Source organism: Xenorhabdus stockiae (assembly GCF_002632825.1).
Taxonomy (GTDB): Bacteria; Pseudomonadota; Gammaproteobacteria; order Enterobacterales; family Enterobacteriaceae; genus Xenorhabdus; species Xenorhabdus stockiae.
Map to the genome: position 1 here is coordinate 1 of NZ_NJAJ01000037.1, position 20,091 is coordinate 20,091.

Consider the following 20,091-nt stretch of genomic DNA (forward strand, 5'->3'; position numbering starts at 1 on the left):
AGGCCCAATATGGCATTAGGGGGTTATACCCCGAAGCAGCATTTATTACGCGCTGCGTGAATTCTACTTTTAACCTCCATGAAAAATGGGAGGATTACCATTTGAACTTGCATGTGTTTTTCATCATCCGCTGTATCGCTATTTATCCGACCCGATAAGCTGTATTTTCCGGGAGGAATAGTTTGCCCATCCTGCATTGAGGTAATCGTTTCTCCACATGGAGGGCCATTAAACGTTACCCCCGAGTTTCCCATATCAGCAAGACTCACTGTGCCGGTAATACCGCACGGCATCCAGAGATGTGCAGTCCAATTATCTCCATCACCTGTAGGCTGGGTTGAATAACTATGGCTATCGAAACTGGTAACAAGCTCAGGCCAAACAGGCCAACCTTTATCATCTTCAGTATGGCCTTTCCCTGAAACGGTAATATAGTTATTGTCAACAGTGGAATTAGGTTTCGGGCTGGTTATATTTGCCGGGCAACTTTGTACAGAATAATTGACTTCTTGTAGACCCGGCATATTTGATGTAAAAGGATCATATATGAAATCAGATACAGAAGCTTTATACTTAATGGAGCAAACAGCCTCTAGGTCTTGCAGATTCCATTGACCTGCATGAGCATCAACAATCGGCTTATAACTTTTTGCTGGAGCATAAATAGTTCCATCATGGTTATAACCCGTAATCATAATACTCCCTGTTGTTAACTCATCGATCACAAAAACATTCACCAAACCCGATAAGCTATATTTTCCAGCAGGGATAATTTGCCCATCCTGCATTGAAGTAATTGTAGCCCCGCACCAAGGGCCAATTAACGGTATATCACTATTAACTATATTTTTAATTCCAATGTGACTCTCTGCATCACATGGCAACCAAACATGCCCCATCCAATTATCGCCATCACCTGTAGACCGAGTAGAATAATAATTTTTTGCAGAAGGGTTATAAACGTAGCTGTAAAGCTCAGGCCAGTTTCCATCTTCAGTACGACCTGTTCCTAAAATTGTAGTATAGTTATTTTTTGATCTTGAATCCCAGTCAGGATAAGTAATTTTCGGCGGAATCCAGTCATTATCATCTTTTATAGTAATAGTAATGTTATAATCGTTTGTAATAGGCGTACCATCATTATTTAAACAATTATTACCACCACAATCGGCGGAAACCTCTAACCCACATCCTCGTTCCGTATCAACATGGTAAAACCAATCCGAATCTTCCCAGACAAAATATGGATTATAAGAAAATTCTAAATCAACATAGCAATTTTTATATTCTTTATTATTAAAATAAGTTGTTGCTGTCCAACTAATGCTTTTTGCTACTTGAGAACATACAGGAAAAGAAAAAACACTGTTTCTAATTTCAATTTGTTCTGTTTTTTCGTCCCCTGCCTGCAAATCAATATTTTTTTCTCCTGAATTATACATACAATGATCATCATTTCTATAAAGATTTAATTTATCATATTTACTCCCATTCTTAATCGTCACATTATAATAATAAGAAGGAGGCACTAAAAATAGTTTTTCCGGCGGTTTATCTTGGTTATTTATCTTATAGGGAACAATAACCTTTTTATCTAACTCAATTGCACTAGAGTTATGAAAAAAAGTTGTAATAATAAAAAACAACATGGCATATAAATTTATTTTTTTCATAAGATAATAGCTCATTAAAAAATAATGCCGTTGATGAAAAACAACAGAAGTCATTCACAATAAATTCATAAAGAATAAAATTCAACCAATTGCATTTATAAAAAATGAGCCATCTGTTATAGATTTAAACTACTGATCGATACAAACTATTCAATATATATCCTTCGTCTTTCAAGTTGCCTCTTTGTTGGTTGCGCTCATTCACCCCGGTCACCGTTTTTATAAACAGACGGTTATCTATGCTCCCGGGGATGATTTCCCTTGCCGTCGCGATACATCTTGAAATTCATTGAGTATACACCGAAGAAAAATACATCAAAAAAACGGTTGACAAGCAAACAAAGAACCAGTTTACTAGTACGCAAGATTTGCTTGTTGAACACATATAACTAACACTCTACTTTAACAAGGCACTTACGATGATCACACTTATGAAAGCAACTCAAAATATGCGTTGGTGGCCCAACTTCCCATTCAGGGCGGTTGAGTAGCACACATAAGTCGAGATCCAAAGTGCCAATAACCCGCTCTGAAAAGCGGGTTTTTTTATACCAATTTTCTGTAGAAAAAGATAACAAAAGAGGTGGGTATGATGGGTAAAGAATTTAATATTTCAGTAAATCAACGAGAGACAGTCTACCAGTCTGATCCAACGTTGCTTTTTAATGAGTTATGCAATAACCGGCCAGCAACATTATTGTTAGAATCAGCGGAAGTTAACAGTAAGAACGCTATCAAAAGCATGCTGATTATTGATAGCGCTATACGTATTACCGCTAATGGCCGACAGGTTGATTTTGCAGCGTTAACTGAAAATGGCAAAAATCTGCTGCCCATCTTAGCCGGCCTACTATCAGAAAAAGCTCAGATCACTCTCGAAACACATACCCTTCAGGCTCAATTTCCTGCTATTGAGGAAAATTTAGATGAAGACAGCCGTTTAAAAGCCGATTCTGTTTTTGATGCATTACGTGCTCTGACTCAATTATCCACCCTAGCTGAAGATTCTGATGCCATTTTTTCAGGCGGATTATTTTCCTATGATTTAGTAGCAGAATTTGAACAGCTTCCCATACTAAAAACCTCTCAACGCTGCCCTGATTTCTGTTTTTATCTGGCAGAAACCATGATGGTGATCGACCATCCGCGCCAGCACGCCATGTTGCAAACAACACGATTTGGTGAATCAAAAGCAGAAGAACAGCGCCTTGACGAACGTTTATCTGCACTGGAAAACATCATTGCTCAGCCTCGTCAGCCCTTAACGCCCGTAACATTACCGGTTATACAAATTTCCTGTAACCGGAGTGATGAGCAGTATGCCGATATCGTTCAACAATTACAGGGTTTTATCCGGCAGGGTGATATATTTCAGGTTGTTCCATCCCGACGTTTCACCTTACCCTGCCCAGCACCACTGAATGCTTATCACACTCTAAAAAAACTAAATCCAAGCCCGTATATGTTTTTCATGCAGGATCAGGATTTTTGCCTGTTTGGTGCTTCCCCTGAAAGTGCCCTTAAATATGATGCAGACAGCCAGCAAATTGAAATTTATCCCATCGCGGGCACACGCCCCCGTGGGCGCAATGCCACTGGTGAACTAAATGCGGATCTGGATAGCCGACTTGAACTAGAAATGCGTACCGATGCTAAGGAATTATCCGAACATATCATGCTGGTTGATTTGGCACGTAATGACATAGCGCGTATTTGTGAACCAGGTAGCCGCTACGTTGCTGATCTAATGAACGTTGACCGTTATTCATTTGTTATGCATCTTGTTTCCCGAGTAGTCGGTACACTGCGCCACGACCTGGATATTTTTCATGCTTATCAGGCCTGTATGAATATGGGAACACTGACAGGTGCGCCGAAAGTCCGGGCGATGCAACTTATTGCGCAATATGAGAATGAACGCCGGGGCAGCTATGCCGGTGCAGTGGGTTATTTCACCGGTAAAGGGGATTTTGACACATGCATTGTGATTCGTTCTGCCTATGTAGAAAACGGAGAAGCAACGGTTCAGGTCGGAGCCGGCATCGTTCTGGATTCCGTTCCACAATCCGAAGTTCAGGAAACCCAGAGCAAATCCAGAGCCGTCATTCACGCTATCGCTCAAGCTCATAACACGGAGGTAACATTCTAATGGCAAATATTCTTCTGATCGATAATGTTGACTCTTTTACCTACAATCTTGTGGATCAACTACGCTGTGGGGGTCATCAGGTTGTTATCTACCGTAATACGGTATCCGTCGAGATAATCATGGCTCAACTGGAAAGTATGGTATCACCATTACTTATGCTATCTCCGGGCCCGGGAAAACCCTCAGAAGCCGGGTGTATGCCACAATTACTTCAAAGGGTTATCGGAAAAATTCCCGTGATCGGTATCTGCCTCGGGCATCAGGCCATTATCGAAGCCTATGGTGGCACTATCTCAGCCGCCAGTGAAATTCTGCACGGTAAATCAACATTAGCGACTCATGACGGGCTGGCTATGTTTTCCGGTTTACCTAACCCGCTTCCCGTTGCCCGTTATCACTCTCTGGTGGGTGTAAATATTCCGGCAACACTGGTTGTTTCCGCTTATTGTCACGATACAGTAATGGCAGTTCGTCACGACGAGAACAGAGTTTGTGGATTCCAATTTCACCCTGAATCCATCCTGACAACACAGGGAACCCGCTTACTTGAGCAAACACTGGAATGGGCACTAAATTCACAGGAATCGGGGCAATAAAAGGGAGAATGGGAAAATGCAATTAATTTTACAAAAACTGTTTAGTGCTCAGGCACTAACCCAGCAAGAAAGCCAAAAACTTTTTACGGCTATTATTTGTGGCGAGCTGAGTGAGCCACAACTTGCGGCGGTACTAATCAGTATGAAACTACGCGGTGAACAGCCTCAGGAAATTGCCGGGGCGGCACAGGCACTATTAGCCAATGCATCTCCATTTCCACGCCCTGACTACCCTTTCTGTGACATCGTCGGAACAGGTGGTGACGGAACAAACAGCATCAATATCTCGACAACCAGCGCTTTTGTTGCCGCAGCCTGCGGCCTTAAAGTGGCAAAGCATGGCAATCGCAGCATTTCCAGCCGTTCAGGGTCATCTGATTTACTGGCTGAGTTTGGTATCGCACTAAATGCCAGTGCTGAAGAATCCCGTCGGGCACTGGATGAAATCAGTATCTGCTTTCTGTTTGCTCCGCAATACCACAGCGGATTTCGCCATGCAGTTAATGTTCGCCAGCAACTGAAAACCCGTACTTTGTTTAATGTACTTGGTCCGTTAATCAATCCTGCTCGCCCGCCTCTTGCCCTGATTGGTGTTTACAGTCCGGAATTGGTGAATCCTATTGCTCAGACATTGCAGGTATTGGGGTTTCAACGTGCTGCGGTCGTACATAGCGGTGGCATGGATGAAGTTGCTTTACACGCTCCTATTCAGGTTGCTGAACTTAACCGTGGTGAAATTATCCAATATCAGTTAACAGCAGAAGATTTTGGGCTGCCAAATCACCCTATATCATCACTCAGTGGAGGAACACCACAAGAAAATCGTCATATGACGAGCTTATTATTACAAGGACAAGGTAAAAAAGCGCATGTTGATGCGGTGGCTGCCAATGTTGCTCTTTTAATGAAAATACATGGTCAGGAAGATTTACGGCAAAATACACAACAGGCATTGGACACGATTTACAGTGGCCGAGCCTATGAAAAAGTGATCGCACTAGCAGCAGGGATTTAATCATGAAAAGTAATGTATTACAGAAAATCGTTGAAGATAAGGCGTTATATCTCATCACCCGCAAGGCTGAACAGCCGCTGGAGAGTTTTCTGGATTCTGTTGTACCGAGCCATCGTCGCTTTTATCAGGCACTGACACACAAACAAACCGTTTTTATTTTGGAGTGTAAAAAGGCGTCTCCTTCAAAAGGTTTAATTCGGTCTGATTTTAACCCGGTACGCATTGCTAAAACTTACCAGCCTTATGCGGCTGCGATCTCAGTACTGACTGACGAAAAATATTTTCAGGGCAGTTATGATTTTCTCCGTATGGTTAGTGCAGCCGTACACCAACCTGTTCTGTGTAAAGACTTCATCATTGATCCCTATCAGGTTTATCTGGCCCGCTATTATCAGGCAGATGCTATCCTGCTGATGCTTTCCGTGCTTGATGATGATACCTATCGCGAACTTTCCGCTCTGGCGCATAGCCTTAATATGGGAGTATTAACGGAAGTCAGTAATGAGGTTGAACGCCACCGGGCAATTGCTCTGGGAGCAAAAGTCATTGGCATCAATAACCGTGACCTGCGCGATCTGTCCATCGATTTACAACGTACCCGCAAACTGGCAGCCGGTTTACCAAAAGAGACTATCGTTATTAGCGAATCAGGTATTCACAGCCACCAGCAGGTACGTGATTTAAGCCAGTTTGCTCACGGTTTTCTGATTGGCAGTGCTTTAATGGCTCAGTCCGATTTAGATCTAGCGTTACGTCGATTGATTCTGGGTGACAATAAAATTTGTGGTTTGACCCGTCCACAGGATGCCAAAGCTGCATTGCAGGCCGGAGCTGTTTATGGTGGCCTGATTTTTGCTGAAAAATCACCACGCAGAATTAGCCAGCAACAAGCGCAACAAATTATTAATGAAGTTCCTTTATTATATGTTGGCGTATTCCAGAATCAGCCCGTTGATTTTGTCTGCCAGACTGCCCGGGCGCTTTCACTGACCGCAGTTCAATTACATGGTAATGAAGATCAGCCTTATATTGATGCACTTCGTTCTTTATTACCGGAAAATTGTGAAATCTGGAAATCTGTTGATATGTCGAAAACTGAAGTATTTTCCGCTCTCTCCAATATTGATCACTTATTATTGGATAATGGTTTCGGCGGTACAGGAAAAACGTTTGACTGGAAATTAATTGATAAAGGTTCTCAACATAACAGTGTTCTCGCGGGTGGTTTAAATGCTGAGAACTGTCGGCAGGCCGCCGCATTGGGTTGTTACGGACTGGATTTTAATTCCGGTGTCGAAATCCAACCCGGGATTAAAAGCAGCCAGAAAATAAAACAAGTCTTCCAACAATTACGCTGCTACCCGTAATCTTTCAGATAACTAATATTCAGACAGAAAGTGGAAAATGAAAATAATGAGTAAATTAAATCCGTATTTTGGTGATTTTGGCGGGCAATTCGTCCCCCAAATTCTCGTCCCTGCCCTTGATCAATTAGAAGAAGCATTTATCGAGGCAAAAAATGATCCTGAATTTCAGCAAGAATTTCATAACTTACTGAAAAACTATGCTGGCCGCCCAACGGCTTTAACGTTATGCCAGAATTTAACCAAAGGCACAAAAACCCGTTTATATCTGAAACGTGAAGATTTACTTCATGGCGGTGCACACAAAACCAATCAGGTATTAGGGCAGGCATTACTGGCAAAGCGAATGGGAAAAGAAGAAATCATTGCCGAAACCGGTGCAGGTCAGCATGGGGTTGCAACCGCACTGGCGTGTGCTCTTCTGGGTTTAAAATGCCGTGTCTATATGGGTGCAAAAGATATTGAACGCCAGTCCCCCAACGTATTCCGTATGCGTCTCATGGGAGCAGAAGTCATTCCCGTTCACAGTGGATCTTCAACACTGAAAGATGCCTGTAACGAAGCCATGCGTGACTGGTCCGGCAGCTATGATAAAGCGCATTATTTGCTTGGCACCGCTGCGGGGCCTCATCCTTACCCAACAATGGTACGTGAATTTCAGCGCATGATTGGTGAAGAGGCCAAAGCTCAGGTTCTGGAAAAAGAAGGACGCCTGCCCGATGCGGTTATTGCCTGTATCGGTGGTGGTTCAAATGCTATCGGCTTATTTGCAGAATTTATTCCGGAAACTCATGTGCGCCTGATAGGTGTTGAACCCGCAGGGCATGGCATCGAAACCGGAGAGCATGGCGCACCATTAAAACACGGGAAGCTGGGCATCTACTTTGGTATGAAATCGCCGATTATGCAGACAGAAGATGGGCAAATAGAAGAGTCATATTCCATTTCTGCCGGGTTAGACTTTCCTTCCGTCGGTCCCCAACATGCCTACCTGAACAGCATCGGGAGAGCTGATTATGTTTCCATTACAGATGATGAAGCACTGGATGCATTCAAGGCACTGTCACTAAACGAGGGAATTATCCCGGCTTTAGAGTCTTCACATGCCCTCGCCTATGCGCTGAAAATGATCCATCAGGAGCCGGATAAAGAACAATTACTCATCGTCAATTTATCCGGTCGTGGCGACAAAGATATATTTACTGTTCACGATATTTTGAAATCCAGGGGGGAAATCTGATGGAACGTTATGAATTGCTTTTCAAGAAATTAGAAAAACAAAATCAGGGTGCTTTTGTTCCTTTTGTGACTCTCGGCGACCCTAATCCTGAATTATCCTTAGATATCATTGATGCTCTTATTTCTGGCGGCGCTGACGCACTGGAAATTGGTATTCCATTTTCAGACCCTCTGGCAGACGGCCCGACGATCCAGAATGCTAACCTTCGTGCTCTGTCTTCTCATGTTACGCCAACACGCTGTTTTGAATTACTGGCACAGATTCGGGCAAAGTATCCAGAGATCCCCATCGGATTATTAATGTATGCAAATCTGGTATTTCACAGTGGAATCGATGAATTTTATGCTCGCTGTAAACATGCCGGGGTTGATTCCGTGTTAATTGCAGATGTGCCAATATCTGAATCACGTCCTTTTTACTCGGCAGCCATAAAACATGATGTTGCCCCTATTTTTATCTGCCCGCCCAATGCAGATGATAATTTATTGCGTGAGATTGCTTCATTCGGTCGCGGTTACACTTATCTGCTATCCAGAGCAGGAACTACCGGGGTACAGAATAGAATGAAAAACCCACTGACGGATCTGGTCAACAAGCTCAAAGAATACCGTGCTGCACCGGCCATACAGGGGTTTGGCATTTCCGAGCCAGCTCAGGTCACATCTGTCATTAATAGTGGGGCGGCAGGAGCTATTTCAGGATCAGCCGTGGTTAATATCATTGAGAATAATTTACATCAACCTCAGATTATGTTAGAAAAACTTAGCGTATTCGTTCACTCGATGAAATCAGCTACCCTGCGATAATACCGTTTCCCCCATAACCCAATTCGTGGGGGAAATGATCCAAAACATAAATCCAATTTATTTGTAAGTTCCCTTATCTTCAACAATACTGTTTAACCATTACTATTACATTATTCCCCGGTAAAAAAAACTTGTCATAATAATGTGTTAAAAATCAACGTCAGAAAACAGGAAACGTATTTCGCAAAACTATTCCTGACATCAACGGAGAACCATTATGAAAAAATTACAGTCCATTTCCACACTCCTTATCGCAGCGGTTATCACCGCCATACTATCAGCATGTGCCCCAACTGCAACGACCGAAAGCACAGGAAACTATATTGATGACACGGTAATCAGCACGAAAATAAAAACAGCTCTGTTTGAAGAAAAGAACCTTAAATCCAATGATATTAATGTAGAAACTTATAAAGGACGTGTTCAATTAAGTGGCTTTGCACGTTCACCTGAAGAAGTCAGACAAGCCATTCAGATTGCAAGAAGTATTCCGGGGGTTAAAACTGTTATTAACTCAATAAAACTCCGCTGATCAAGCGAATATATTATAGAAATGTAGAAAGTACATGGTAAAAAAGAGGGGCAAATAATGCCCCACTGGTTCTCATATCAAACACACAGGTTAACTGTATCAAATAATCAAAATTTATAACCAATACCAAACATAAATACCCAGGGATCAAGGCGAGTTTTATATTTGTGTTCTGCATCACCTACTTTAAATTTCACATCGGTTTCGATATTAATCCACCAGAGCGAAGTATTTAACATCCAGTTTTTATCAAGTTGATAATCCAGACCAACTTGCCCTGCAACACCCCATGAATCTTTCAAATCCAGACTATTTAAATTTGCGGATTTTACAGTCGTATTATTATTAAATTTCTCATCAAAAAATGTAGTGTAATTTATCCCTACGCCAACATAAGGGCGTAAAGCGTTTGCTGTCTCACCAAAATAATATTGAGCCATTAATGTTGGCGGCAATTGTTTAACTCTCGCAATCTCACCTGCACCCGGCAAACTGACATTATGCTGAAATGGCGTTGCTGCCAGTAATTCAGCACCAATATTATCAGTGATCATATAACCGAAAGTTAAACCCAATTGTGTATTATTATTTACATCAAACGAACCTAAAGTTAATACATTCTCAGAGCCGGTATGCGGTCTTACTGTTGCAGTACCTGCACGGAACAGAAAATCACCAGCTTCATGGGCAAAAGTCAATGATGGGGCCAACGTTGCCGCAGCCAGGACAAGCGCAGAAATCTTTTTCATTATCGATCCCATTTATATAGTTTTAGTGGTTACAAATTTATTATTTCACCTATGGGATATTTTGAATTGATCCAAGTCAAAGTTAACTGAATATATCTCTGTCAAAGCTTGATCGGCTAATATCGGGTTAATACGCCCCTCACATAAATGGAAAAGCTTTCGAACGTGCCCTTTTGATAACAAGCCAATTCTGATAAATAAAATTGTACAATAGTTATCAGCTTTATCTTTTCTCTATCCAATAATCCGTTGAACAAGGTACAATTGGATATCATTATTGTTTCATCTGATAGGAGCCATTTACATGCCCATCACGGCAAATACCCTGTATCGTGACAGCCTCAACTTTTTTAAACACCAATTGTTGAACATTGTCATACTCTCTGTTTTAGCCGCGTTGGTGACTACACTGCTCAATTACCTTCTTATTCCTGATGGTGAGCAACTTAAGTTATTGACTGATATGCAAGATACTCTGAGGGAGTCAGGGAATTCAGGGATTAAAAACGTTATTGAACAATTAACCCCAGAAGCACAACTGATGCTTATGCGCACCGCTGGCGGGATCTTATTTTCCAATATCTTTGGTGATACTCTGCTGACTGCCAGTGTCTTAATACTTATCAGTGCTATTTCAAATGGTCATCAGGCTAATGCGCTACAGGCTTGTCAACTATCGTTAACTCGACTCCCTAAGATGTTTTTACTGGTACTCATTTGTACCGTGTTAGTTCAAGTAGGTTACGCTTTGATGTTCGTCCCGGGGGTTCTGTTTTCAATCGGGTTTGCATTTGCTCCGATTCTGCTACTTGAGAAAAGCATAGGCATATTTTCATCCATGCAGGCGAGTTGGAGATTAGCATTCGATAATTTCCGCCTGTTAATTCCTGCGGTCTTGCTATTTCTTGCAATGAAACTGATTGTTGTATTCGGCTTATCCAAAATGCCGGAGATTGCCTTATTAACCGTGAATAATCTGCTATCTTCCATATTGCTGATTTATCTATTCCGCCTGTATATGCTGGCTAAACCACAAAACTAATAAATATTAAACCAACAGCCTCGCACTATTCAGCGAGGCTTTCTTCTGCTTGCTTTTTACTCTGAATCAAACGAATAGCAAAATAAAGATCGGGGACAATAATTAAATCCTCATCACTACTCCTGAGTTTGTTCTGTTTTATCCAGTTCTTCAATTCAGTGCTGCGACCCGCAAGAACTAAAGTTATTCGTTTCCTTTTCAGCTCAGTAATCAATTCATCCAACACAGCAAACACACTGACATCATCGTAAGTAAAACTGACTGTTGCATCCACCACCAGCCACTCCGGGCGTATAACAGCACTATTTACATGTTGTAAAACCCGTTTTTTGAAATAACCAGCATTGAAATAAGTTAGAGGTGAGTTAAAGCGATACATAACGATGCCATCGACAGGCCCAATATTATTACCCTGATTGATGGAACGGATCATGCCTTGTTCATTTATCCCTAGCAACTGATCAGAAGGACGAAAAATAATACGCAAAAATTGTAATAAGCCCAATAACACCGCAAAACCAATCCCATCAATCACACCAACCAACAAAACAGCAACAAGGGTAAAAATGGATAATATGAAAGCCTGACGATTACGTTTCCGGTATGCCCAGATATTTCTCAACCCGAGTAGTGACCATGTTGAAAAGATCAGGACAATGCCCAATGACGATAATGGGATATATGACAGAAACTCCGTCATAAAAAACAATACCAGCAATATCGCGATTGCAGAAATTATCGATACCATCTGCGTTTTGCCGCCGACCGCATCATTGACTGCGGTGCGACTGCTGGCCGCGCTGACAGCAAACCCCTGTGATAATGACGAAGCGATATTGGCAATACCCAATGCCCGTAATTCTGAATCTGCGTCTACTTGATAACCGTTTTTGCTGGCAAAACTACGCGCTGTTATCATAAAACTTACAAAGCTGATAACAGCAAGGTTAATAGAAGGTACAACTAAATCACGGATACTACCGAACTCAAACTCATGCATTGGCACAATCGGCAACCCATCTTTCATATGACCTATAATCTGAATATCATACTGATTTAACTCGAATTGCCAGCTTACATAGGTGGATATGATCATCGCCAACAGTGGCGCCGGCCAGCCAGGACGCAGGAAACGAACACTTAGCAGGACAAATAAGGTCATTGCTGACATTCCCATTGTCGGCCAGTGAGATCCCAGTAATTTATGCGGTAATGCAATCAACTGTTCAATCAGTTCTGAAGGCAAACCAGAAATCCCGAATACTTTAGTAATCTGCCCCGCCATAATGGTGATGGCAACCCCATTGATAAAACCTTTTAAAATGGGGCGCGATAGAAAATCTGCAAATGCTCCCAGCCGGAAATGGCTTGCCAGTATGCACCAGATTCCTGTCATTAATGTCATGATAATGGCAAGCTGCCAACGAACATCTGCATTGCCAAAAGCCAGAGGAGTGACTGCCGCAGCAATAACAGCACACGTTGCCGCATCAGGACCGATGATCAACTGGCGTGATGTCCCGAACAGAGCATAAACAAACATAGGTAAAATACAGGCATACAGACCAATAATTGCACTTATGCCCATTAATTCAGCATAAGCAATGGCAACCGGTAAAGCCACGGCGGTAACCGATAATCCTGCTCGTATATCATGACTAAAATATTCTTTCCGATAATGACAAAGACTCTCCAAGCCCGGCATCCAGCGATATAACCTTTTCCCCAGCATAGTTTTCCTCAACATGGCCTTACGCAACGGTTTTCACGATTCATCACCAAGCAATCAATGAGTTATATAATCAATGATCTTATACAATGCAGAAATACAGACCTTTCATAAAAAAAACACATTATAATGCTAGGTCAAATCAAAACCCACACCCCTCCCCCTTCCTTGACAATCTTTTTCTTTAAACCATTTTATTAAGATCTGATACACTCTGGCATAAATTCAGAAACCTGCCATCATAGGTATTACAGTGAGCTAATTTTATGAAACAACTTCTAGATTTTTTACCATTAGTCGTTTTTTTTGTCGTCTACAAGATGTATGACATTTTCTATGCTTCTGGCGCATTGATCGCTGCTACTGGATTAGCTGTTGTTATCACCTATGCGATTTATCGCAAAGTTGAAAAATCATCTTTAATTACATTTGCAATAACAGCTGTCTTCGGCACACTGACTTTAACCTTCCATAGCGATTTGTTCATTAAATGGAAAGTAACCGTCATTTATGCCATTTTTGCACTGGCTCTGCTTATCAGTCAGTGGGTGATGAAAAAACCATTAATCCAAAAAATGCTAGGTAAAGAACTAGAGTTACCTGATGCAATCTGGAACAAACTGAATACAGCCTGGGCAATTTTCTTCATCGTCTGCGCATTAGCAAATATTTATATCGCTTTCTGGCTATCTATGGATGTCTGGATGAACTTTAAAGTATTCGGGCTAACGGCATTAACACTGGTCTTTACCGTATTGAGTGTGATATATATCTACCGCCATCTGCCCCGCGAACAAAAATAATAACAATGAGTTTCATATGGATACCTGCCGGATTATTGGCAGGTATTGTTGTCTTCACCAAATAAAGCAAGTTTTTCTAATGACACAACAACAATGCTTACCAAACGGAGAATTGGTTCTCCGTACACTGGCAATGCCAGCTGACACTAACGCCAACGGGGATATCTTCGGCGGCTGGCTAATGTCCCAAATGGATATTGGCGGCGCCATTCTGGCAAAAGAAATTGCAATGGGACGCGTAGTCACTGTCAGCGTTAATGGCATCAGTTTTCTAAAACCGGTCGCGGTAGGTGACGTCGTTTGCTGTTATGCCCGTTGTCTGAAAACGGGGAATTCATCCATTACCATTCATATTGAAGTCTGGGTGAAAAAAGTAGCTTCTGAACCCGTCGGTCAACGTTATCGAGCCACTGATGCTGTTTTCACCTACGTCGCCGTTAATGAAAATAATACTTCCCGCCCGTTACCGGAAGGGAAAAGAAATTTCAAACTGGAAAGCAGTAATTAAAAATAGCTACTCTCTGGAAAAGTAACCCATAATGAACTAAAGGAGTGCATTGAATGCGCTCCTTTTTGTTATTTAGATTTAAATATAGTTGAATCACTATAAATGAACAACTAACTTATTGATCTGGATTTTACCTGTCGTGCTTTTAAAACCCTTTTATTATCTTTATAAGAGAAGAACTATTTTAATCTTTAAATTTGAATTATCCCAAATCATTACCAGTTGTTTTATTTACTATAGACTCATTGCCTTTAATAAAATTAACTTAGCTGCCACCAACTAAAATAGGCGGTTTAGTGGTTAACTGACTGAAATTCCAGATACGCATGAGCTAAACGATACATCAGTTTATCATCCTAAAATTATCATCCAATTTCTACTCAAAATAATGTACCAACAAAATGTAACAATAAACCTTAATAAAAAACCTTGATAAAAATGGTTTCATTATAAATGTGTTAATAAGTAACAGTTTATAATCTTTTGATGGTAAATTAAGCTAAAAACCCTTTCAAAACTCAGGTTATATACAGTAAAAGGAGACGCTTTAGCGCCCCCTGTTATGATCAAAACTACGATACTGAAACACCGGTCAGCTTAAACTCGATGGTAGTCACATAACCTGTGGCTGGTTTTTTTTCATACCGCCATTTTCTCATCGCGTTTCTCACTTCACGGTCAAAAAGGTTTTTAGGTTCAGCAGAAAGAATTTCAATATTTTTAACCCGACCATTTTCATCAATATCGTATTTTACCTGTACACTCCCTTCTATACCTAATTGCCTTGCCCTATCTGAATATACAGGATCTATTCTACTCAGTGCTTTTGGCCCGCTCTGAACTTCAGATTTTTCACTGGTAACAGGATCAGTGGATTTTTTCCCATCCACATTATTTGTCAGCAAAGATTCCTGATCAGTAATAGGTTTCACTGCCTCTTCTGACATTTTCTCTGTCCTGATTTCTTTAGGCTTAGACTCCTTTTTAGCAATTTTCTTCTCTTCCCGTTTCTTTTCTACCGGTTTTTTTTCAGGCTTAGGCTCAGGCAGAGCTATTTTCGCAATAGATTCAGGTTCTGGCTCTGGGGCGGGCGGTTCGGGTTCAGGCTCGGCAATAGATGCAGGCATAGCGGGTTCAGATACCGGAGCCTGCTCCGCTGCCAACTGGATCATCGCAACAGACATCGGAGGCGATTCTGGCGGATTGCCGGATTTCAGCGTATGAAATAGCGCCGCAGCAATGGAAATATGTAAACAAACAGAAAGTAGTACTGGCCAATGTATCCAACGCATAAGAGAATTCTTGAGTAGCAGCATGATTGTCAATTTTAGGATAGACATTAGTTTAAATGCAAATGACTATCATATTCAATAAAGATTCAAAAACATCTGTATCATGCCACACATCATGTTAAAGCGATTCTGCGTTTTGAATGAACAAGATCGACCGGCGATGCTTGTAAGTACCCATCTTACGTAGTGCATAAATACGTGAATAACGGCGAGACTGGCTTTCCAGCCAACGACGACGACGTTGGATACTTTGGCGAAGGAGACGCCACCTTCCTACTTCATTTCTGCTTCTTTTCATAAAATACCCTGATAAATGTTTTCAAAATAAAATTTTTCTCACTCTAAGTGAGTAATGTTATTCTTAATCGTCACTGCCGGAGATGTCAACCAATTACAGGTTTACCTTAATATTCATTGCCAGCATGTTTCAGCAGTCGTAAATAAATAATTTCAATAAATAACATCAGCCTGAACTCAATCTACTCATCATATTTAGTTGAGCATGGGTAATATTTGGATTATTTTCTTCCTAATAGACGGTATTTCCTTGATAGTTTCTTAAAATTTACAGAAACTTGCACTCACTACGGTATCAAAATACTTAAACAGGATTGATTGCCACTTATGACAACCATTTATTCTGTACTTTACTGGCTGGCTATTTTCTTATACTGGCTGATTATCGCTGGTATTACTATCCGGGTCCTGATGAAGCGCCGACCAGTGACATCAGCAATGACCTGGTTGCTTATTATTTATATTTTCCCTTTGGTCGGCATTGTGGCTTATCTATCATTTGGTGAATTGCATCTGGGTAAGCGCAGAGTTGAACAGGCAAAACAAATGCGTTCTTCTGTGGCTGACTGGCTTTCCGATCTAAAGAAATCACAACATATTTTTGCCAATAAAAACAGTGAAGTCGCTGAGCCTTTGTTCCAGTTATGTGAACGCCGCCAGCAAATCAAAGGTGTCAGAGGCAATCAGATGCAGCTGATAACATCTTATGAGCAGTCCCTGAAATCTCTTATCAATGATATAGAAACTGCCGAACATAGTATTGAAATGGTGTTTTATATATGGCAGGCGGGTGGATTGGTTGATCAGGTGACTGATGCTTTAATGAGGGCAGCAAAACGTGGTGTCAGATGTCGTATCATGGTGGATTCAGCAGGAAGCTGGCAATTTTTCCGTAGTCCCTACCCTGATATGATGCGCAAAACCGGTATTGAGTTTGTAGAATCGCTGAAAGTTAATATCTTTCGTCTTTTTTTGCGGCGCATGGACTTACGCCAGCATAGAAAAATTATTCTTATTGATAACTATATTTCATACACCGGCAGTATGAATATGGTAGATCCGCGTTTTTTCAAACAAAATGCCGGTGTTGGCCAATGGATTGACATCATGGTAAGAATGGAAGGCCCTGTCACGACAACACTGGGCATTATCTATGCCTTCGACTGGGAAATGGAAACGGGCCAGCGCCAGCTTCCCCCTCCTCCTGACACCAATATCATGCCCTTTGAGCAGGCATCCGGTCACACAGCGCAGGTTATCGCCTCTGGCCCCGGCTTTCCTGATGAACTTATCCAACAATCACTGATGACAGCCATTTTCGCCGCCAGAGAACAACTCATTCTTACCACTCCCTATTTTGTTCCCAGTGATGATCTAATGCATGCAATCTGTACCGCCGCCATGCGAGGTGTTGATGTCAGCATTGTTGTACCGAGCCAGAACAATTCATTCCTTGTACGCTGGGCAAGCCGGGCATTTTTTACCGAATTACTGGAAGCGGGTGTAAAAATCTATCAATTTGAAGGTGGGCTATTGCATACAAAAAGTGTTCTGGTGGATGGGCAGCTCAGTATGGTTGGCTCTGTTAATCTGGATATGCGCAGCCTATGGCTAAATTTTGAAATTACCGTTGTGATCGATGATGAACTCTTTGGCAGTGATTTAATGCTTGTCCAGCAGGATTATATTACCCGTTCAGTGTTACTTGACAGCGAAGAGTGGCAAAAACGCCCTGTCCGACAACGAGTGCTTGAACGCCTGTGTTATTTTTTCAGTCCACTTTTGTGATTTTCGGCACAAAAAAATAGTAAAACATAAATATCTGACTATTTTTCATAGCCTCGCCACCACTAACGGGGCTATGATTACAGTTTGATAGTATTCAACCACTACCATCCATGTTTTAATTCCCTTCTGTTATCAGTTTCGGACACTACCATTATGGAAAATCAACCAACATATCCACATTCTCTTCACTTGGATCTCAATAACCGAATGACCGAAGACGAAGCGCTGGAACAAGCCTACGATATTTTTCTGGAACAAGCGGTTGAGAATCTCGATCCTGCGGATAGCTTACTGTTTAGCCTACAGTTCGAAGAACGCGGTGGTGCAGAGTTATCAGAGCCTTCAGATATATGGCTTAAACATGTTGATTTTGAAATAGATCCTAATTTCTTTTCAGAAGTGATTATTGGATTGGCGGAATCTGATGAAGCCGAAATTGATGATATTTTTGCCCGTATACTGATTTGCCGGGAGAAAGCGCACCCGACTTGTCGGATATTGTGGAAAGAGTGATATTAATTAACTAGAAGCATATAGCGATATCTCTTCCCACAAGATAATCGTGTAATTATTTCTTATTGCGGCTGCATAGTGAAGTGCAGCCAACAAAGAGGCAACTTGAAAGACGAAGTGTATAGTCTTACAAAGATTAATGATTTTCTGCTGAAGAGTTTCTACTTTGCTTAATTAATGCATACCGATTGAGTAATTGGATAAAATGCATATCCGTCTGTTGGATCAGTGCTGGCGATAATTCTTCTTTTATTGCTGTTTCCTCAAGCTGTCTTAGTTTTTCTTCCAATGGAGGATTTTTGTTGAACGTTTGAGTCAAAGAAAAAACAATGGATTTCAATTCAGAGCCTGTTATATAACGTCCGCGTTTTTCATCTAACCAATTTAACCGGCGAGTGAGTTCTGCTAATTGATCCATACCGGAATGCCAATGCCCTAAACTATCAATCGAAGCGGCATTCATAGTGACCTGTTTATTCCATTGGGCTGATAACTCTGCACTCAGTGGAGACTGTGGCCACAATATCTTAGACTGATGAACCAAAGAAAAACCATAATCTTGCTGCCAGACAGGCGATAAAGACTCCAACATTTTTAACTGTCGTTTTGTCTTATCCAATATCACACTATTTTCTTCATGTTCTTTATCCGACAGAGCCCCCAAAGAAAAAAGAACATCCTCTGTTAATACTTCTGGTAATGAAGCCACTGTGGATTGTAGCCGAGGATCAATTTTATCCTGCGTAGCATACTGCCATATACCAATCCCGCCTCCGCTAAACACCAAAGTAATTAGGATCCCTAACGTAAACCCCTTCCATTGAAAACCCGGCTTTTTTGGCGGAGGTATCACAATATTAGGTTGAGGTTCTTCTTCCGGTTTTGCGACATATACCCATGTTTTCTGAGAAGTATTAGGTGAAGGTATCGGTGGCAGTTCAAATTCTATCGCTGCCTCAGGTGGCTGTTCTAAGGAAGTATCGATATTTGCACCTTCCAGAGTCTCCAGACGAACCGCCGCATTGTGAATAAATGTTCCTAATCTTTCCAGCTGACTGACATGTTTCAATTCCAACATCTGTAATGTCTGACAAAGTTGAGAGATATATTGCTCTGCCTGATAGAGTCGGGGTAAATCAGTATAGACAAAGGTCTGAATACGTAATGAATTAATCAAACGCTGGCTCAAACCTGCCAGAATCTCTATCCGGGCATGTACTTGCTGGGGCCAGATAGCCTGCCATTGATGCGTAACCAAACCATGAATAATCGCCAGCCCTTCATTTAATCCCACTAACCCTGCACGAGTCGTACGTATCAGCGTATACCATGCAGCAGTCTGCAATTCGACACCATTTTGACTAAATAACGATAAGCAAAGGCGCTCAGCCTGTTCCCAGTTCACATCGGGGCGGGCTGGGTGGTGCAATTTATTCAATTCATCTCGTAATGCGGTAAAATCTGGCAAAGTACGGGGATCCTCCCCTGTCTTCAGATATTTTTCTGGCGTTGTATTCATGGTATTCCTTTATCATGCTTTGAAGCGATTATGATTGATATTTTGATTCGAGAAAATTTTGTTTCTTCAGGTGCCTAATCAACACTCTACCTCCGGGGATAAATTCAGTACCGTAGCGAACTAATCCGACTTCATGTAGTTCCGCTTCTAACGCATAGCGGAGCGTTCCAAACTCATGTTCCGGTAACAAAGTCAGTGAAAGACGTTTAATACGTGGTTCATATTTCAAGAGCGTTGAGGAAAGAATATTTATCAAACTATGGGCTGTTCCCGGCAATCCCTGCATGATTTTGCTCATATCCGGCAACCCATAATCTGGCAAATGAGCGAGAGTTCCGGTACGCGTATTGATAATTCTCTGGATATTATCCAGTACGGAAAGGATAACCTGATTTTCCTCAGAAACCTGATGTACATCCAATCCCCCTGAGAAATTTCCTGTCAACATTTCATACAGTGAAGGTTGTGACATTGTC

The 20,091-nt window shown here is 41.6% G+C and carries 19 protein-coding genes and 1 other annotated feature; of the genes, 12 read left to right on the forward strand and 7 right to left on the reverse strand.

The window, feature by feature from the left end:
- Nucleotides 1–23: 23 nt before the first annotated feature.
- A complete protein-coding gene (locus tag Xsto_RS16460; protein WP_099125780.1) occupies nucleotides 24–1,673 on the reverse strand; it encodes a hypothetical protein in 1,650 nt (549 codons plus the stop codon).
- A 449-nt stretch (nucleotides 1,674–2,122) separates the two neighbouring features.
- Nucleotides 2,123–2,223: a sequence feature (Trp leader region), on the forward strand.
- A 39-nt stretch (nucleotides 2,224–2,262) separates the two neighbouring features.
- Between Xsto_RS16460 and Xsto_RS16465 the strand changes: the two genes are divergently transcribed.
- The 7 genes from Xsto_RS16465 to Xsto_RS16495 all read left to right on the forward strand — a co-directional run bounded on the left by Xsto_RS16465 (nucleotide 2,263) and on the right by Xsto_RS16495 (nucleotide 9,375).
- The gene (locus Xsto_RS16465) at nucleotides 2,263–3,822 is read left to right on the forward strand and encodes an anthranilate synthase component 1 (RefSeq protein WP_099111754.1); all 1,560 of its coding nucleotides are present in this window, start codon (nucleotides 2,263–2,265) and stop codon (nucleotides 3,820–3,822) included.
- A complete protein-coding gene (locus Xsto_RS16470) occupies nucleotides 3,822–4,418 on the forward strand; it encodes a glutamine amidotransferase-related protein (protein ID WP_099125781.1) in 597 nt (198 codons plus the stop codon). The genes Xsto_RS16465 and Xsto_RS16470 overlap by 1 nt, the downstream gene beginning before the upstream one ends.
- A gap of 16 nt (nucleotides 4,419–4,434) precedes the next feature.
- On the forward strand, nucleotides 4,435–5,433 hold the full coding sequence (gene trpD / locus Xsto_RS16475) for an anthranilate phosphoribosyltransferase (RefSeq protein WP_099125782.1): 999 nt from the start codon (nucleotides 4,435–4,437) through the stop codon (nucleotides 5,431–5,433).
- 2 nt (nucleotides 5,434–5,435) lie between these two features.
- Nucleotides 5,436–6,800 carry a bifunctional indole-3-glycerol-phosphate synthase TrpC/phosphoribosylanthranilate isomerase TrpF gene (gene trpCF / locus Xsto_RS16480; RefSeq protein ID WP_099125783.1) on the forward strand — a complete coding sequence of 455 codons (1,365 nt, stop codon included), beginning with the start codon at nucleotides 5,436–5,438 and terminating at the stop codon, nucleotides 6,798–6,800.
- Nucleotides 6,801–6,846: 46 nt separating this feature from the next.
- Complete coding sequence (gene trpB / locus Xsto_RS16485; RefSeq protein WP_099111758.1) at nucleotides 6,847–8,037, forward strand: tryptophan synthase subunit beta; 1,191 nt, start codon at nucleotides 6,847–6,849, stop codon at nucleotides 8,035–8,037.
- Nucleotides 8,037–8,843, forward strand: a complete 807-nt coding sequence (trpA, locus tag Xsto_RS16490; protein ID WP_099111759.1) for a tryptophan synthase subunit alpha — start codon at nucleotides 8,037–8,039, stop codon at nucleotides 8,841–8,843. Before trpB ends, trpA begins: the two co-directional genes overlap by 1 nt.
- A 217-nt stretch (nucleotides 8,844–9,060) precedes the next feature.
- On the forward strand, nucleotides 9,061–9,375 hold the full coding sequence (locus tag Xsto_RS16495) for a BON domain-containing protein (RefSeq protein WP_099125784.1): 315 nt from the start codon (nucleotides 9,061–9,063) through the stop codon (nucleotides 9,373–9,375).
- Between the two features lie 107 nt (nucleotides 9,376–9,482).
- Here the strand turns inward: Xsto_RS16495 and ompW are convergent, their stop codons facing one another.
- The gene (gene ompW, locus Xsto_RS16500; protein ID WP_099125785.1) at nucleotides 9,483–10,124 is read right to left on the reverse strand and encodes an outer membrane protein OmpW; all 642 of its coding nucleotides are present in this window, start codon (nucleotides 10,122–10,124) and stop codon (nucleotides 9,483–9,485) included.
- Between the two features lie 304 nt (nucleotides 10,125–10,428).
- On the opposite strand from ompW, the gene Xsto_RS16505 reads away from it, so the two are divergent.
- A complete protein-coding gene (locus tag Xsto_RS16505; protein ID WP_099125786.1) occupies nucleotides 10,429–11,166 on the forward strand; it encodes a YciC family protein in 738 nt (245 codons plus the stop codon).
- A gap of 25 nt (nucleotides 11,167–11,191) precedes the next feature.
- Here Xsto_RS16505 and Xsto_RS16510 read toward each other — a convergent pair whose 3' ends face one another.
- Nucleotides 11,192–12,898, reverse strand: coding sequence for a SulP family inorganic anion transporter (locus Xsto_RS16510; RefSeq protein ID WP_099111763.1), 1,707 nt, complete (start codon nucleotides 12,896–12,898; stop codon nucleotides 11,192–11,194).
- A gap of 263 nt (nucleotides 12,899–13,161) precedes the next feature.
- Here Xsto_RS16510 and Xsto_RS16515 point away from each other — a divergent pair, with 263 nt between their 5' ends.
- Complete coding sequence (locus Xsto_RS16515) at nucleotides 13,162–13,698, forward strand: septation protein A (protein WP_099111764.1); 537 nt, start codon at nucleotides 13,162–13,164, stop codon at nucleotides 13,696–13,698.
- 79 nt (nucleotides 13,699–13,777) lie between these two features.
- Nucleotides 13,778–14,206 carry an acyl-CoA thioester hydrolase YciA gene (gene yciA / locus Xsto_RS16520; protein ID WP_086953261.1) on the forward strand — a complete coding sequence of 143 codons (429 nt, stop codon included), beginning with the start codon at nucleotides 13,778–13,780 and terminating at the stop codon, nucleotides 14,204–14,206.
- Between the two features lie 572 nt (nucleotides 14,207–14,778).
- Here the strand turns inward: yciA and tonB are convergent.
- Together tonB and Xsto_RS16530 are read right to left on the reverse strand one after the other, a co-directional pair.
- Nucleotides 14,779–15,498 carry a TonB system transport protein TonB gene (gene tonB / locus Xsto_RS16525; protein ID WP_244590426.1) on the reverse strand — a complete coding sequence of 240 codons (720 nt, stop codon included), beginning with the start codon at nucleotides 15,496–15,498 and terminating at the stop codon, nucleotides 14,779–14,781.
- Nucleotides 15,499–15,616: 118 nt separating this feature from the next.
- Nucleotides 15,617–15,796 (reverse strand): YciY family protein, encoded by a 180-nt coding sequence (locus Xsto_RS16530; protein WP_099111766.1) that lies wholly within the window; start codon nucleotides 15,794–15,796, stop codon nucleotides 15,617–15,619.
- Between the two features lie 326 nt (nucleotides 15,797–16,122).
- Here Xsto_RS16530 and cls point away from each other — a divergent pair, with 326 nt between their 5' ends.
- Both cls and Xsto_RS16540 read left to right on the forward strand, forming a co-directional pair.
- Nucleotides 16,123–17,583 carry a cardiolipin synthase gene (gene cls, locus Xsto_RS16535; protein ID WP_099125787.1) on the forward strand — a complete coding sequence of 487 codons (1,461 nt, stop codon included), beginning with the start codon at nucleotides 16,123–16,125 and terminating at the stop codon, nucleotides 17,581–17,583.
- Between the two features lie 189 nt (nucleotides 17,584–17,772).
- Nucleotides 17,773–18,096 carry an HI1450 family dsDNA-mimic protein gene (locus Xsto_RS16540; protein WP_241538029.1) on the forward strand — a complete coding sequence of 108 codons (324 nt, stop codon included), beginning with the start codon at nucleotides 17,773–17,775 and terminating at the stop codon, nucleotides 18,094–18,096.
- A gap of 136 nt (nucleotides 18,097–18,232) precedes the next feature.
- Here the strand turns inward: Xsto_RS16540 and Xsto_RS16545 are convergent, their stop codons facing one another.
- Both Xsto_RS16545 and tssE read right to left on the reverse strand, forming a co-directional pair.
- Nucleotides 18,233–19,615: a VasL domain-containing protein gene (locus Xsto_RS16545; RefSeq protein WP_099125788.1), complete on the reverse strand. Its 1,383-nt coding sequence runs from the start codon at nucleotides 19,613–19,615 to the stop codon at nucleotides 18,233–18,235.
- Between the two features lie 28 nt (nucleotides 19,616–19,643).
- Nucleotides 19,644–20,087 (reverse strand): type VI secretion system baseplate subunit TssE, encoded by a 444-nt coding sequence (tssE, locus tag Xsto_RS16550; RefSeq protein ID WP_099125789.1) that lies wholly within the window; start codon nucleotides 20,085–20,087, stop codon nucleotides 19,644–19,646.
- Between the last annotated feature and the right edge of the window lie 4 nt (nucleotides 20,088–20,091).

Bases quoted from the DNA above. Each gene is read 5' to 3' on its own strand.
- trpB (WP_099111758.1), top strand. From the start codon at position 6,847: ATGAGTAAATTAAATCCGTATTTTGGTGATTTTGGCGGGCAATTCGTC.
- Xsto_RS16545 (WP_099125788.1), bottom strand. From the start codon at position 19,615: ATGAATACAACGCCAGAAAAATATCTGAAGACAGGGGAGGATCCCCGT.
- Xsto_RS16530 (WP_099111766.1), bottom strand. From the start codon at position 15,796: ATGAAAAGAAGCAGAAATGAAGTAGGAAGGTGGCGTCTCCTTCGCCAA.
- tssE (WP_099125789.1), bottom strand. From the start codon at position 20,087: ATGTCACAACCTTCACTGTATGAAATGTTGACAGGAAATTTCTCAGGG.
- cls (WP_099125787.1), top strand. From the start codon at position 16,123: ATGACAACCATTTATTCTGTACTTTACTGGCTGGCTATTTTCTTATAC.
- Xsto_RS16465 (WP_099111754.1), top strand. From the start codon at position 2,263: ATGATGGGTAAAGAATTTAATATTTCAGTAAATCAACGAGAGACAGTC.
- tonB (WP_244590426.1), bottom strand. From the start codon at position 15,498: ATGCGTTGGATACATTGGCCAGTACTACTTTCTGTTTGTTTACATATT.
- trpCF (WP_099125783.1), top strand. From the start codon at position 5,436: ATGAAAAGTAATGTATTACAGAAAATCGTTGAAGATAAGGCGTTATAT.
- Xsto_RS16510 (WP_099111763.1), bottom strand. From the start codon at position 12,898: ATGCTGGGGAAAAGGTTATATCGCTGGATGCCGGGCTTGGAGAGTCTT.
- Xsto_RS16515 (WP_099111764.1), top strand. From the start codon at position 13,162: ATGAAACAACTTCTAGATTTTTTACCATTAGTCGTTTTTTTTGTCGTC.
- Xsto_RS16460 (WP_099125780.1), bottom strand. From the start codon at position 1,673: ATGAAAAAAATAAATTTATATGCCATGTTGTTTTTTATTATTACAACT.
- Xsto_RS16505 (WP_099125786.1), top strand. From the start codon at position 10,429: ATGCCCATCACGGCAAATACCCTGTATCGTGACAGCCTCAACTTTTTT.
- Xsto_RS16495 (WP_099125784.1), top strand. From the start codon at position 9,061: ATGAAAAAATTACAGTCCATTTCCACACTCCTTATCGCAGCGGTTATC.
- trpA (WP_099111759.1), top strand. From the start codon at position 8,037: ATGGAACGTTATGAATTGCTTTTCAAGAAATTAGAAAAACAAAATCAG.
- yciA (WP_086953261.1), top strand. From the start codon at position 13,778: ATGACACAACAACAATGCTTACCAAACGGAGAATTGGTTCTCCGTACA.
- trpD (WP_099125782.1), top strand. From the start codon at position 4,435: ATGCAATTAATTTTACAAAAACTGTTTAGTGCTCAGGCACTAACCCAG.
- Xsto_RS16470 (WP_099125781.1), top strand. From the start codon at position 3,822: ATGGCAAATATTCTTCTGATCGATAATGTTGACTCTTTTACCTACAAT.
- ompW (WP_099125785.1), bottom strand. From the start codon at position 10,124: ATGAAAAAGATTTCTGCGCTTGTCCTGGCTGCGGCAACGTTGGCCCCA.